Origin of the sequence: Tamaricihabitans halophyticus, from assembly GCF_004340875.1 — a bacterium.
Classification (GTDB): Bacteria; Actinomycetota; Actinomycetes; order Mycobacteriales; family Pseudonocardiaceae; genus Tamaricihabitans; species Tamaricihabitans halophyticus.
Window position 1 is genome coordinate 60,337 of the sequence record NZ_SLXQ01000005.1, and the last position, 12,676, is coordinate 73,012.

Here is a 12,676-nt window from a genome sequence, read left to right on the forward strand (position 1 = left end):
CCATGCTGTTCGCGCCCGTGTTGCAGGACGTCGCTGCCCGGATGGCCGGCGACGGTGCGAAGGCCGGGGCGGATCCCGTCCAGCAGGCGTATCGCCTACGGGATGCGGTCGAGTTGGTGCGCCCGGACTGGGTGCTGAGCCATCACGACCCGGAGGCCGAGGCAGCCGCGGTGCGCTCCGCCGGCGCGGACGTCGAGCTGGTCGACGTCTCGCTTGCGGGGTTTGCCCCGGTTTCCGGGCTCGTGCAGGTCGTCGAGATCCTGGCCAAGCTGTACCCGGACACGGTGATCGCGGCGTCGTTGACCGGTCCCGCTGGGCTCGCGGCGGCGCTGGACACCGACGGTGAGGTGGATCTGCTCGACTGCGGTGACGTACTCGCCGAGCTCGTGTCGGCCTACGTGGGCGCCGGTGCGCGCCGGATTGTCGTGTGGGAGCCGGAAGTGCCGGGTGAGATAGCGGCCGAGGCGACTAGTGCGCATCTGGCAATCGTGCGCAGGCTCGAGATGCTTGGCATCCCAGGAGTCCTTTGCGGAGCGTCTGCCGTGGACTCCGCGGGGTATACGGCGCATGCGCTGAGTGGTGGCGGCAGGGAGGCCATGCTTGTTCCGGCGACGACGTTCGCGCGGGGCTCGGTGGAGTGTTTCGGCGAGTTGTGGCAGCGCTGGGCCGCGCTGGGCGCCGAGCGTGCGGGCCTGGTGCTCACCGACGGGCCGGTGCCCGCCGACTGCGATATGGGTTTGTTGAGTTCGGTGGGGGCGCGGCCGGGGAGCGGGCGATGACGGTTCCGAGTCATGGTCGTGAGGTGCGGTTGGTTCGGCGTCCGGAGGGGGCGCCGGTCGCCGACGACTTCGACGTGGTTTCCGTGCCCGTTCCCACGCCCGATGCGGGCGAGGTGCTCGTGCGCAACGAGTACCTTTCGGTGGATCCGTACATGCGCGGTCGGATGATCGACACCAAGTCCTATGCCGAACCGTATGCGCTTGGTGCGGTGATGACGGGCGGGGCGGTTGGCGCCGTTGTGCGCTCGGCGGCTCCGGAGTTGCCGAGCGGCACGACGGTCGTGCACGACTACGGTTGGCGGGAGTACTCTCGGGTGCCGGCCGCAGCTGCCACGCGTATCGACACTACGGTTGCGCCGGCTTCGGCATACCTTGGTGTTCTTGGTATGCCGGGTCAGACTGCCTATTTTGGACTTTTTGATGTGGCGGCGATGCGGCCCGGTGACACGGTGTTCATCTCGGGTGCGGCGGGCGCGGTAGGTGGTCTTGCGGGTCAGTTTGCCCGGTTGCGCGGCGCGCGGCGGGTCATCGGCTCCGCCGGTTCGCCCGCGAAGGTCGCCTACCTGCGGGACGAGCTCGGGTTCGACGCGGCGTTCGACTACCGTGATGGCTCGGTACGCGAGCAGCTTCGTGCCGCCGCGCCGGACGGTATCGATGTCTATTTCGACAACGTCGGTGGTGATCACCTGCGGGCGGCGCTCGCGGCGATCCGGCCGTTCGGCAGGATCGCGCTGTGCGGAGCCATTTCCGGCTACAACAGCACTACGCCGCAGCCGGGGCCGGACAACCTGGTGCTCGCCGTGGGTAAGCGCCTGAACTTGCGCGGTTTCGTGGTGTACGACTTCGCCGACCGGGTACCGGAATTCGAAGCGCAGGTTGGCCGGTGGTTGCAGGACGGCCAGGTATGGCTCCGCGAAACCACGGTATCCGGTGTGGACAGTGCGGTGCCGGCATTTCTTGGGCTGTTCGACGGCAGCAACACCGGCAAGATGCTCGTCCAACTGGCTCGCTAACTTTGAAGGAACGCGGTTAGGGCGGGAACTCGTCGTCGGTGACGATGATGCGCGTCGTGCGACTGAGTAGCTGGCTGGCGCTGAGGCCGAACATGGCGCGGAAGCTGTCGCTGAAGTGCCCAGGCGAGGCGAACCCCGCTTCGGCCGCCGCGGTGGTGAGGTCCAGCTGTTTCGCCACGGCGACCGCGACATGCAGCATTCGGGCCCACAGCCGGTAGCGGCGAAAGCTCGTCCCGGTATGCCGGGTGAACAAGGACTGGAACCGCGAGGCGGACAGGTTCACCTCGGCCGCCATCTGCGCGGCCGTCCACGGCGTGCCGGGGTGCGCGCGGAGCATCGCCAGCGCGGTTTGGATTCGGTCATCGCGCTGGTCGTCGGTGCCGGGGAGTAGATCGAGCACGTGCATCGGTCCGCCTCGTCTCGGATCCGGCGCACCCTGCCGGGATTCTCGTTCTCCTCCCGCAAAACGGTCGACTGCGGGGCTTCACCTGGTTCCTGCACGACGACGCGACCCAGCATTTCCAGCTACCTGGCGCCACGGACGTCGAAACGCCGCACCCGCGGTGACGGGCTGCTCCGAGAGGAGCAGCAACGGGGCGCGCCCTAAGTAACTAAGCCTCGATCCAGATGCCGACGGGACGAGGCAAGGTGCTGCTGAACCCGCGGACTGCCGTTGGGTGCGCTCGCCGACGATGCCCTGCCAATGACCCGGCCGTTGCTGGAGCACCACACGACCGGAACCCGTCGCCAGAGTAGTTCCCGCAACAATCCGCTGGAAACGTCGATGTTCCCGTGCAACACGAGCGCGAACAATCGTTCGATAGGTACCGTGCCCAGGTCGGCGTCGGCTTTGTGTACGCGGGCCCGCCCTGAACGCAGCGACACACGCGCACCGGGTGTGGTCACATGCAGCGTTTGTGCGTCCGGGTCCGCGAGGAGTACCGCCGGACAACCGGTGACAGCTTCCGTTCGTCGGGTAGGCATATCCCTGCGTGCGAGCAGGACCGGCATCGCGGGTCGTCTACAAGTGGCTCTGGCGCCGCCCGTATCGGTGGATGGCCGCTGGTCACCGTTCGGGCGTGTCGTTACCGACCGACGCTTTTCCGCTCACGAGTTCGCGAGGCGGCCGGCCTCAATCGGCCGGTCGTCACAGAAGATTGTCCGTTTCTCTCGTGGTCGCTAGTGGGATGAGGGTGCCGCAGATACGATCGATCGTGACCAGGAACGGGTCCGGGTCAGAAGGGGCTATTTTCGCCGCGCCCTGTCTGGCCACGTTCTGCCGTCTCGATGAGCTCGGTCTGGAGGCCGTTGGGCGACGCCTTGAGCCGGATCAGGCGGTGATCGGGTGCCCGGCACGTAGCCGCGTTCACCGATTGGCGGCCAGTACTGCCGCGAGGCCCTCTTGTAGATCTTTGACGAAATACTCGGGAACCTCCAGGGACGGGAAATGTCCCCCGGTTTCGGGTGACCTCCATCGGACGATTTGTCGGTACCGTTCCTGAGCCCAGGGGCGCGGACACTTCTCGATATCACGGGGATACATCGTGATTGCTGAGGGGACGTCGACCCGAAGGTCGGGATCGAGCGAGTTGTGGCTTTCGTAGTAGATGCGGGCCGACGATGCGCCGGTCCGCGTCAGCCAATACAGGGTGGCGTCGTCAAGAACTCGGTCCCTGGAAATCGTCTCAAATGGGCTGTCTTCGGTGTCTGACCACTCGGTGAACTTGTCAAGGATCCAGGCAAGAAGCCCGACCGGTGAGTCGACGAGCGAGTAGCCAATCGTCTGCGGTCGGGTGGCCTGTTGCTTCGCATACGCCCCGCGGGGGCCCTCGTAGAAGTCGCGGGTTTCCTCGGTCCACTTGCGCTCGACCGCCGTCAGCCCCTCCGTTGTCAACCCGGGCGGTCCCTCCGCGAACGTAGTGTGGATGCCGAGAACGTGCGCCGGGAACCTGCCGCCGAGAACCGTGGTGATATTCCCTCCCCAGTCGCCGCCGTGGGCTGCGAACTTGCGGTAGCCGAGCCTGCCCATCAGTTCCACCCATACGGCCGCGATCTTTTCGGTCCCCCACCCGGTGGTGGCCGGCTTGTCGCTGTAACCAAAGCCTGGTAGCGACGGCACCACGACGTGGAACGCCGCCGCATCCGCATCTTTCGGATCCGCAAGCTCGTCGACTACATCGATGAACTCGGCAATGCTGCCTGGCCAGCCGTGCGTCAAGATCAGAGGAGTAGCATCCGCGCGCGCGGATCGGCGGTGGAGGAAGTGGATTCCCAGATCATCAATGGTCGTGCGGAACTGGCCGATCCGGTTCAGGCGCTCTTCGAACGACCGCCAGTTGTACCCGGTGCGCCAGTAGTGCACGACATCGACGAGCTCGGCGAGAGGAACGCCCTGTTCCCATCGGCGAGGGTCGGGCGCGGCGCGATAGATCGTCTCAGCCTCCGGCAGCCGCGCCGCGGCCAGTCGCGCACGCAGATCGTCGAGCTCAGCGTCAGGTGCTTGGGCTTCAAACGCCTGCACGTCGCTGATTGAACGAGACATGAGACCTCCTGGCCATCGTGGAACCGGCTAAGCCGGTTCTAGCACGTCGTCATGCTAGCGTACAACCGGCTAAGGTGGTTCCATGCGTGCTGGGTTCCCTGACTTCCGCCTCGGTAGCGTGCTGGCGACCAGCTTCACGGGGACTCTGTCGGAGCGTCATGGCGACGCTGTGGAGCGCATTCCCACGCCGCAGCGACTCGTCGACTGGCTGGCCGTGAACGGCCTCGCCGTGGACTCCTGCGCCACCGCCCAGCTCGAACTCGCTCGGGAACTGAGGGAGTCGATCCACGCCGCTGCGACAGCGGCCGCGGTACAGGACCCTCTCCCTGCGTCTGCTGTCCAAGTCATCAATGACTGCAGCGCTGAGGGCCGGGCCGCGGCTATCCTGACGCCCGAGGGCAATCGGCAATGGCAACTTAGCTCGGCTTCCTGCGTCGAAGATGCCCTCAGCGTGATCGCCGCCGACGCGATCAGCGTCATCGCAGGGGAACGAGACGGAAAATTGGCCTTGTGCGCATCACCAACCTGCCAAGCCGCCTTCTTCGACACCAGCCAAAGTCGTACCCGAAAATGGTGTGACATGAACACGTGCGGGAATCGTCAGAAGAAAGCGCGCTTCAACGCCAAACCGCGCAAAAACCCCGGCTCAGCGGAGTGACCGTTACCTCGGAACATCCAAGTGGGCCCCACGCCTGCGGCACATTTGTCGCGTTAAGTCCCTCAACGGCACCGCTGGGAGGCATCCGTCGCCGTCGATCAACGTTCTCAATCAGTACGCGTACGTCTACTGATCGGCGACGTTATTCCGTGGTCGGCGTCAGTCCCGCCGACCGTTCTATCGTTGGTTGCGCGGGGGTCAGGCCATCTGCATAGCGAGATCGACCCACGATTAGTGCGCCCGAAGGAACAGGGTAAAGCGTGGGCAGGTACTGTGCTTCCCCCTGGCCGAAGCATTGACCAGGAGGATTGTGCCCCCGGCAGGAGTCGAACCTGCGACACCCGCTTTAGGAGAGTTTGCGACTAACTGCCACCGGTAAGGAGCTGACCTGGGCATGCCGTGGCTCGATTACTTCGAATCCTTCAGCGTGGGCGCCTATTGGGCGTGAGCTCCTGAGGCCCGCGCTAACTCGACGCAGGTCGGACGACCCGGACACGGTGGTCCGCCGCACCGGGAAGCGGCGACGATGCCTCGAGGCGTTCCCAGTCGCCGGATGGCCCTGCGTCGGCCGGTATCCGGTACGCACGCAACACCCGGGTGTCATCGCCTTCGACGACAAAACCCATGATCATGCCGTCGTCCGTCCTGACCACCCGATCGAGATGCACCGGCAAGTCCGGCAGCTGTTCCCGCTCTTCGTGCGGTAGCGCTTCGGTGCCAGCCAGGTGCGTCGTGTCCTCGAACTCGTCGTCGGTGGTGGTTCGTTCGACGATCGCCCCGCTCCCGTCGGCTGCGAACTGCCAGGGGAACAGCCGATCGCTCTCCGGATCGGGCCGGGTAGGATTGGTGATGGTGACGTCGCTCTTGGTAGCCGTCTGCGCCGCCAGGTCCACTGACCACACGCTGCCGTCGGCGGCGCCGACATGCAGTGTGTTCGGGTCGGTGCCGTCGAAGACGACCTGCAGTGGCTCCAGCCGGATGTCGCCGGTGAGCTCGCGGAGGTCCACGGAGCGCTGCGTGCCGTCGGCGAGGCTGTAAACGGGGATGCTCCCCGAGGACTGCTCACGACTCGAGGTAATCACGTCACGGAGTGAGTGCTGGTAGTCGGCCGACAGTGCCAACGGATCATCCCGCCACCGATCGTCGCCGTCCGCCGGCATCTGCAGCGGCGCGGTGACGGTCTCGCCGGTTTCCGGCGCGTAGGACAGGTAGACGTACCGGTCCTCTTCCTCCGGTGGCCCACCTTCGTACTCGACCATCACCACCCATGAGTTATCGGGCACGGGAAACGTCGTCTCCTCGGCTTCGTTCCCCTCAGGACTCCCAGCCGACTCCGGGTCGTCCTCCGACGCGCATGCAGCGGTGAGCGAGAAGACGAGCAGAGCACTCGTCAAACCGGTGAGCAGTCTGTTTACGGTACGGGACAACGGTCTTCGACCCCATTTCTGATGAGCGTGCACTGGACGGGACGATGATACGAGCGCCTCTCCCCGCGGGTTCGTGCCCTCGATGATCTACGGCGACACAGAGTAGCCCGATCCACGTTTCGGTACACAACCCGCGAATACGTCCTGCCGAGTCGATCGTTGCCATGGCGGGTCGCGAACCCATCCGAATGGGTCGTCGTGGGCGAAGCCGCGCGACAATGCGACACCACCGTGCGCACACTGCAGTTCTACGACGGATAGGGCTACTGGTCGCGGAACGGGACCAGAGGGGCGTCGCCGGTACGGTCCGGGGCATCTCACTCGGCTACGGCAGATCCAGTTGCTGACCGGCGCCGGGTTCAGCCTCGAGGAGGTAGGCGAGACCCTCGATCGGCAGGCCGGTGTCCCGCTGGTCGAGACGTACAGCGAACAGGTGCGGCTGCTCGAGATCGCGGAGCTGCGGCTGCGCTACCAGCGGATCGTCCTCGCTGCGGCGACTCAGGTGTTGCGTGAGCATCCGCACGCGCCCGTGCAAGCTCGACGGCAGGCCAGGTGCGCGATCGGTATCTCGGCAGCGACGTATGATCCTCTGCAACGCACTGAACTATGCGGTAGAAATCGGCCTGCTGTCAGTGAATCCAGTCAAGTCAATAAGGTGGACGGCGCCGAAGCCATCACGAGCGATCGATCGTCGCCGCGTTCCGAACCCGGTCCAGGTTCGCACGCTGCTACGAGCAGTACAGGATGTTGGACGCAGCGGCCCGCACCTGGCCGCGTGCTTTGCCGCGATGTACTTCGCCGGGTTACGGACCCGAGGAGGCGGTCAACCTCACGCCCCGGCGCCGATATGGAGTGCGCCAGAGAACGCGTGGAAGCATCCCTTGGGGAACATCTACATCGAGGAAGCAGCCCCACACGCAGGCCGTGCATGGACCGACGCCGGCCGCCCGCGAGAGCGTCGAGGACTGAAACATCGGGAGCGCGGCGAGGGCCGCCACGTGCCGTGCCCGCCGGAGCTCACCGAGACGCTGCGAGACCACCTCGCACGATATGGCCACGACAATGCAGGGCGCCTCTTCCGCGGCGAGCGGGGCGGTGACGTTCCGCTGATCAGCTGGAATCGCGCCTGGCGATCTGCCCGAGCCGCTACGTTGAGTGCTGAGGTCGCTGCGACACCCCTTGCCCGGCGTCCATACGACCTGCGCCACGCTGCGGTGCCGACCTGGCTCAACGGCGGCGTATCAGCTCCGAAGGTCGCCGAATGGGCAGGGCACTCGGTGGACGTGTTGTTGCAGGTCTACGCGAAGTTCCTCGACGGCCGCGACTACACGGCACAGCAGCAGGTAGAGGGCGCTAGGCCATTCGGATGGGGTGTTTGGCGGGCCCCATAGGTCTCGGCACGCATTCGGCACAGTCACCCGCACAGGATCGCTCAACGCCGTACACCACTGCACATCGACACACCGCCCTCTGGTCGCTTTCGTGCTGGTCAGAGGGCGGTTTACCAAGGCCGGTCAGAGTGCCCCCGGCAGGATTCGAACCTGCGACACCCGCTTTAGGAGAGCGGTGCTCTATCCCCTGAGCTACGAGGGCTTGATCGGCACATACTGTACCCCGCACCGCCGCGGCCTGGTCCCTGGCCCGGTATCGGCGTGCGAACCGAAGCTAAATGTCGGTGCACGCGGGTAGCGTCGGACCCGTGAGCGAGCGTATCCAGTTGAGCCAGGCGCTTCCTGGCGCCTACCAGGATCTACTGCGGCTGCACACCACCGTGCGCCGCGCGGCGGCCGATGCCGGCCTCGAGCAATCGCTGATCGAGCTGGTCAAGGTTCGCGTTTCCAGTTGAACGGCTGCGCCTACTGCACCGATATGCACGCACGGGAGGCTGGAGTCTCCGAGCGCCGGATCTTCCTGCTCCCCAACTGGTGGGAGACCGAGCTCTACAGCGAACAGGAACGCGCCGCCCTTGCCCTCGCGGACGCGATGACCCGGCTGCCGATCAACCAGGACGTGCCAGAGGAGGTGTACCAGCAGGCCACGAAGGTCTTCACGGACGACCAGTACACGGCGGTCGCCTGGGCCGCGACGGTGATCAACGCGTTCAACCGGCTGGGCGTGACCAGCCACAAGCCACTGCCGAAGGACGAATCATGACCGCCGCGCTGCTGCGTGCGCTACACGTACCTGGCAATCCCTTGGTGCTGCCGAACGTGTGGGACGCGGCTACCGCCCGCGAAGTGGTGGCGGCCGGCTATCCGGCAATCGCCACCAGCTCCGCGGCGGTCGCTGAAGCCGTCGGCTACGCGGACGGCGAGGCTCCCGCGGACGAGATGTTCGCCGCCGCTGCCCGGATCGCCCGGGTCATCGACGTCCCGCTGACGGTGGACGCCGAGGCTGGTTACCGGCTGCCAGCCGCCGAGCTTGCCGAACGGCTACGCGCGGCTGGCGCGGTGGGCTGCAATATCGAAGACAGCGACCATGACACGCACGTTCCGACAGCGCAGCACGCCGCGCGGTTGCGCGAGCTACGCGATGCGGCCGATACCAGCCTGGTCATCAACGCCAGGGTGGACAGCTTCCTGCGCACCAAAGACCACGCGAGCGTCCTCGCCGACGGGATCGCCCGCGCGGAGGCCTACCTGACGGTGGGCGCGGACTGCGTGTACCCCATCGGGCTGCGCGACCGGCGCCTCATCGCGGAATTCGTCGCGGCGGTGCGCCCGGCCCCGGTCAACATCACCTCGCTGCCCGGTGGCCCGGACCTTGCCGAAGCCGCCGAGCTCGGCGTTGCCCGGGTATCGCTCGGCGCTGGACTGTTCCGGGAGGCCCAGGCCTGGCTGCGTGACCGGCTGCTTGCCGTTAATTAAGGACTTTCGAAGCCGTCCGCCGGTAGCTCGCCGTCGTGGCGCAGCGGATGATCATTGTTGTTCGTTGCCGCCGCGAAGGACTCGAACGGCGCGAAGCGCTCCGGTGCCGCTGGCAGCTGGCCAGCGACCTCCTCAACCGAGTCGTGCACGGCGAGCTGCTGGAAAGCCAGCCTGCTTGCCTGCCCCAACGGCTCGTTGTCCGGAGTGCTTTCCGCCAGGTCGTTCCAACACTGTGCGCGCGCACTGCGGAACACTCGTTTGGCCGTCGAACGCTGGTCGCCCTCGATCTGCTCGGTCAACAGCGTGACCAGCTGGGTTAACCGACCGAGTTGCTCCGCATTAGCGGCAGAGGTATGCCTATCACTCACACGCGTGAGACTAGCTCAGCAAATTCCTACCGCAAGGGTGATCCGCAATCGAATCGTAAGCAAGGCCGTGCGCAGCTAGATCGCCCATACGCGTGGGTGATACCGGTCGGTAGGGTTATCCGCGATCGCCGCCTAACCTAGGTGTATCGGCGAGTCGGGGAGGAACTTTGATCAAGGTGATGCTGGCGGACGACGAGGACCTCGTCCGCTCCGGCCTGCGCACGATGCTGTCCAAAGTCGCGGACATCGAGATCGTGGCGGAATGCGCGGACGGCACCAGGGTGGCCGAGATCGCGCGCAGATACCATCCGGACGTCGTGCTGCTGGACATCCGAATGCACGACACCGACGGGATCGCCGCGCTTCGCCAGCTCCAGCAGCTGCCGCAACCGCCCCGGACGGCGATGCTCACCACCTTCGACGTCGACGAGTACGTCAACGACGCGCTCCGGCTCGGCGCGAGCGGCTTCCTGCTCAAGGACATCGAGCCAACCGCGCTGGTCAAGGCCATCCGGGACCTGGCGCGCGGCGGCGCGGTACTCGACCCCGGCGTGGCCGCCAGGCTGGTCGACGCGGTCGCCGATCGTGACCGCGCAGCGGCCCCGGCAAGGGAACTGCTCGCCGCCCTGTCCGACCGCGAACGCGAGGTCGCCGGGCTGATCGGCCAGGGCATGTCCAACGCCGAGATCGGTGCCACGCTGCACCTGTCCGAGGCGACGGTCAAAGGCTACGTTTCCTCCGTTCTGGACAAGATCGGCGCGAACAACCGGGTACAAGCCGCCCTGCTCGCCTATCGGGGTGGCCTGCTTGGCTGATCTTCTAAAGCCAAGCTCGCTCTCTCAGGCTCAGCTCAGGGCGAGGGGTAACACTAGAGCCATGCGCATCCTTGTTGTCGACGACGATCGGGCCGTTCGCGAGTCGCTTCGCCGCTCGCTGGAGTTCAACGGCTATACCGTGCAGCTGGTCGCCGACGGTCAGCAAGCCATCGAATCGGTGTCCGTGGACCGGCCGGATGCGATGGTGCTCGACGTGATGATGCCACGACTGGACGGCCTGGAAGTCTGTAGACGGCTCCGCGGCACCGGCGATGACCTGCCGATCTTGGTGCTGACCGCGCGTGAAACGGTCTCCGACCGAGTTGCCGGGCTGGACGCGGGCGCCGACGACTACCTCCCCAAGCCGTTCGCGCTCGAGGAGTTGCTCGCCAGACTGCGTGCGCTGCTGCGCCGATCCACGCCAGACAGCGGTGCCGACACGGCGCCCGCGGCGGAACTGAGCTTCGCCGACCTGCGCCTCGATCCGGGCACCAGGGAGGTGCACAGGGGAGACCGGCCGATCAGCCTCACGCGCACCGAGTTCACCCTGCTCGAACTGCTGCTCGCACACCCGAAACAGGTGTTGACCCGGACCCGCATCCTGGAAGAGGTGTGGGGCTACGACTTTCCAACCTCGGGCAACGCCCTTGAGGTTTACGTCGGCTACCTGCGCCGCAAGACCGAGGCAGAAGGCGAACCGCGCCTGATCCACACCGTGCGTGGCGTGGGATATGTACTGCGCGAGACGCCACCGTGAGTGAAGCTTCGACGCAGACCGCGCCGGGTATCGGACAACAGCTGCGGTTCTCACTGCGTCGCAGGGTCACTTTGCTCGCCACCCTGTGTGTCGCCTGCGCGGTCGCGCTGGTTTCGGCCGCCGCGTTCGTCACCGTGCAGACCAATCTGTACCAACAACTCGACGACACGCTGGAACGGCGGGCGCAGAACGCGTTGCAGGACCGGACGATGGCTCAGTCGCAGACCCAGCGCTTTCCCGCGGCCTTCCTTTCGCTCACGGATACCGAGTTCGCGCTGATCGACCCGGGCGGGCAGAGCGCGGTGGACGTCGGCCAGAGCGTGCCGCCGATCGGCAACGAGGAACGCCTGGTCGCGGCGGGAGCGGATGATCATTCGCTGCGCACCGACACCAGATCGGACACCAGGGTGCTGGCCGTGGCTTACGAGGACGGTCTCGCGCTGGTCGTGGCGCAACCCCTCGGGCCAACCCGCACCGCGCTGGGCAAACTCGCCATCGTGTTGGTACTGGTCGGCGGCGCCGGCATCATCCTGGCCACCCTTGCCGGGATGGCGGTCGCCCGCGGTGGGCTGCGACCGGTCCAGCGGCTGAATCAGGCGACCGAACACGTGGCGCGCACCGGCGAACTGCGGCCGATCCCGGTGACCGGCGATGATGAATTGGCCAGGCTGACGCAAAGCTTCAACACCATGCTCGGCGCGCTCGCCGAATCCCGCGCGCGTCAGCAGCAGCTCGTCGCCGATGCCGGGCACGAGCTGCGCACCCCGCTTACCTCGCTGCGTACGAATATCGAGTTGCTGGTCGCCGCCCAGGCAGCCGACTCGCCTCGACTGTCCGATGCGGACCGTGCGGAACTCGACGCCGACGTCCGTGGTCAGCTGGACGAGCTCACCCAGCTGATCGGTGACCTGGTGGAGCTGGCCAGAGAGGATGCGCCGCGTGCGGAGTTCGAGCGGCTGGAACTGGCCGAGGTGGTGGAACGGGCGCTGGACCGCGCGCGCCGGCGCGCCGGGGACGTGCGGTTCGAAGTAACCCTGCACCCATGGTCGTTGAACGGTGACTCGAGTGTGCTTGAACGCGCGGTGCTGAACTTGTTGGACAATGCGGTGAAGTTCAGCCCACCCGGTTCGGTGGTTCGAGTCGGGTTGACCCCGACCGGGCCAGGCAGCGCTCGGCTGGACGTGGCTGACTCGGGGCCGGGCGTCGCGGAGGCCGACCGGCCGTGGGTTTTCGACCGGTTCTACCGCTCGTCCGAGGCACGTACGATGCCCGGCTCAGGTCTCGGCCTTGCGATAGTGCAGCTGGCCGCCCGGCGGCACGGTGGCACCGTGCAGGTCGGTTCGGCCGAGGATGGTGGCGCACTGTTCACCCTCTGGTTGCCCGGCGCACCCAGCTAATCTCCGTGTTTGATTGTGTAGAATTTTGATTAGTTTGTAGTGATCCAGTGGGG

At 66.2% G+C, this 12,676-nt stretch carries 14 protein-coding genes, 1 tRNA gene and 1 pseudogene; 10 read left to right on the plus strand and 6 right to left on the minus strand.

The window, feature by feature from the left end:
• Positions 1-2: 2 nt before the first annotated feature.
• Both EV191_RS13845 and EV191_RS13850 read left to right on the plus strand, forming a co-directional pair.
• Positions 3-779 carry a hypothetical protein gene (locus EV191_RS13845; protein ID WP_132877458.1) on the plus strand — a complete coding sequence of 259 codons (777 nt, stop codon included), beginning with the start codon at positions 3-5 and terminating at the stop codon, positions 777-779.
• Positions 776-1,792, plus strand: a complete 1,017-nt coding sequence (locus EV191_RS13850; protein ID WP_132877459.1) for an NADP-dependent oxidoreductase — start codon at positions 776-778, stop codon at positions 1,790-1,792. Before EV191_RS13845 ends, EV191_RS13850 begins: the two co-directional genes overlap by 4 nt.
• Before the next feature lie 16 nt (positions 1,793-1,808).
• On the opposite strand, the gene EV191_RS13855 is transcribed toward EV191_RS13850, so the two are convergent.
• The 3 genes from EV191_RS13855 to EV191_RS13865 all read right to left on the minus strand — a co-directional run bounded on the left by EV191_RS13855 (position 1,809) and on the right by EV191_RS13865 (position 4,334).
• Positions 1,809-2,198: a helix-turn-helix transcriptional regulator gene (locus EV191_RS13855; protein WP_132877460.1), complete on the minus strand. Its 390-nt coding sequence runs from the start codon at positions 2,196-2,198 to the stop codon at positions 1,809-1,811.
• A 197-nt stretch (positions 2,199-2,395) separates the two neighbouring features.
• Positions 2,396-2,803, minus strand: a complete 408-nt coding sequence (locus EV191_RS30970; protein WP_207894530.1) for a CRISPR-associated endonuclease Cas1 — start codon at positions 2,801-2,803, stop codon at positions 2,396-2,398.
• Positions 2,804-3,158: 355 nt separating this feature from the next.
• On the minus strand, positions 3,159-4,334 hold the full coding sequence (locus EV191_RS13865) for an epoxide hydrolase family protein (protein WP_132877461.1): 1,176 nt from the start codon (positions 4,332-4,334) through the stop codon (positions 3,159-3,161).
• Positions 4,335-4,416: 82 nt separating this feature from the next.
• Between EV191_RS13865 and EV191_RS13870 the strand changes: the two genes are divergently transcribed.
• Complete coding sequence (locus tag EV191_RS13870; RefSeq protein ID WP_132877462.1) at positions 4,417-4,992, plus strand: CGNR zinc finger domain-containing protein; 576 nt, start codon at positions 4,417-4,419, stop codon at positions 4,990-4,992.
• A 464-nt stretch (positions 4,993-5,456) separates the two neighbouring features.
• Here EV191_RS13870 and EV191_RS13875 read toward each other — a convergent pair whose 3' ends face one another.
• A complete protein-coding gene (locus EV191_RS13875; RefSeq protein ID WP_132877463.1) occupies positions 5,457-6,275 on the minus strand; it encodes a hypothetical protein in 819 nt (272 codons plus the stop codon).
• Positions 6,276-6,753: 478 nt separating this feature from the next.
• On the opposite strand from EV191_RS13875, the gene EV191_RS30975 reads away from it, so the two are divergent.
• The gene (locus EV191_RS30975) at positions 6,754-7,518 is read left to right on the plus strand and encodes a hypothetical protein (RefSeq protein WP_424565463.1); all 765 of its coding nucleotides are present in this window, start codon (positions 6,754-6,756) and stop codon (positions 7,516-7,518) included.
• Positions 7,519-7,570: 52 nt separating this feature from the next.
• A complete protein-coding gene (locus EV191_RS30570; RefSeq protein WP_132877464.1) occupies positions 7,571-7,810 on the plus strand; it encodes a site-specific integrase in 240 nt (79 codons plus the stop codon).
• 129 nt (positions 7,811-7,939) lie between these two features.
• Here the strand turns inward: EV191_RS30570 and EV191_RS13890 are convergent.
• A tRNA-Arg gene (locus tag EV191_RS13890) sits at positions 7,940-8,012 on the minus strand.
• Between the two features lie 76 nt (positions 8,013-8,088).
• On the opposite strand from EV191_RS13890, the pseudogene EV191_RS13895 reads away from it, so the two are divergent.
• A pseudogene (locus tag EV191_RS13895) lies at positions 8,089-8,573 on the plus strand (carboxymuconolactone decarboxylase family protein).
• Positions 8,570-9,286 carry an isocitrate lyase/PEP mutase family protein gene (locus tag EV191_RS13900; protein WP_132877465.1) on the plus strand — a complete coding sequence of 239 codons (717 nt, stop codon included), beginning with the start codon at positions 8,570-8,572 and terminating at the stop codon, positions 9,284-9,286. The pseudogene EV191_RS13895 and the gene EV191_RS13900 overlap by 4 nt, the downstream one beginning before the upstream one ends.
• On the opposite strand, the gene EV191_RS13905 is transcribed toward EV191_RS13900, so the two are convergent.
• Positions 9,283-9,654 (minus strand): hypothetical protein, encoded by a 372-nt coding sequence (locus EV191_RS13905; protein WP_132877466.1) that lies wholly within the window; start codon positions 9,652-9,654, stop codon positions 9,283-9,285. The genes EV191_RS13900 and EV191_RS13905 overlap by 4 nt on opposite strands.
• A 167-nt stretch (positions 9,655-9,821) precedes the next feature.
• On the opposite strand from EV191_RS13905, the gene EV191_RS13910 reads away from it, so the two are divergent.
• The 3 genes from EV191_RS13910 (at position 9,822) to EV191_RS13920 (ending at position 12,623) form a co-directional block, all read left to right on the plus strand.
• A complete protein-coding gene (locus tag EV191_RS13910; RefSeq protein WP_132877467.1) occupies positions 9,822-10,469 on the plus strand; it encodes a response regulator in 648 nt (215 codons plus the stop codon).
• Positions 10,470-10,530: 61 nt separating this feature from the next.
• On the plus strand, positions 10,531-11,226 hold the full coding sequence (locus tag EV191_RS13915) for a response regulator transcription factor (RefSeq protein ID WP_132877468.1): 696 nt from the start codon (positions 10,531-10,533) through the stop codon (positions 11,224-11,226).
• On the plus strand, positions 11,223-12,623 hold the full coding sequence (locus EV191_RS13920; RefSeq protein WP_132877469.1) for a HAMP domain-containing sensor histidine kinase: 1,401 nt from the start codon (positions 11,223-11,225) through the stop codon (positions 12,621-12,623). The genes EV191_RS13915 and EV191_RS13920 overlap by 4 nt, the downstream gene beginning before the upstream one ends.
• Positions 12,624-12,676: the final 53 nt, after the last annotated feature.

What these genes read in the sequence shown, in the direction of transcription:
- EV191_RS13845 (WP_132877458.1), top strand. Translation starts at nt 3, where the DNA reads ATGCTGTTCGCGCCCGTGTTGCAGGACGTCGCTGCCCGGATGGCCGGC.
- EV191_RS13850 (WP_132877459.1), top strand. Translation starts at nt 776, where the DNA reads ATGACGGTTCCGAGTCATGGTCGTGAGGTGCGGTTGGTTCGGCGTCCG.
- EV191_RS13855 (WP_132877460.1), bottom strand. Translation starts at nt 2,198, where the DNA reads ATGCACGTGCTCGATCTACTCCCCGGCACCGACGACCAGCGCGATGAC.
- EV191_RS30970 (WP_207894530.1), bottom strand. Translation starts at nt 2,803, where the DNA reads ATGCCGGTCCTGCTCGCACGCAGGGATATGCCTACCCGACGAACGGAA.
- EV191_RS13865 (WP_132877461.1), bottom strand. Translation starts at nt 4,334, where the DNA reads ATGTCTCGTTCAATCAGCGACGTGCAGGCGTTTGAAGCCCAAGCACCT.
- EV191_RS13870 (WP_132877462.1), top strand. Translation starts at nt 4,417, where the DNA reads ATGCGTGCTGGGTTCCCTGACTTCCGCCTCGGTAGCGTGCTGGCGACC.
- EV191_RS13900 (WP_132877465.1), top strand. Translation starts at nt 8,570, where the DNA reads ATGACCGCCGCGCTGCTGCGTGCGCTACACGTACCTGGCAATCCCTTG.
- EV191_RS13915 (WP_132877468.1), top strand. Translation starts at nt 10,531, where the DNA reads ATGCGCATCCTTGTTGTCGACGACGATCGGGCCGTTCGCGAGTCGCTT.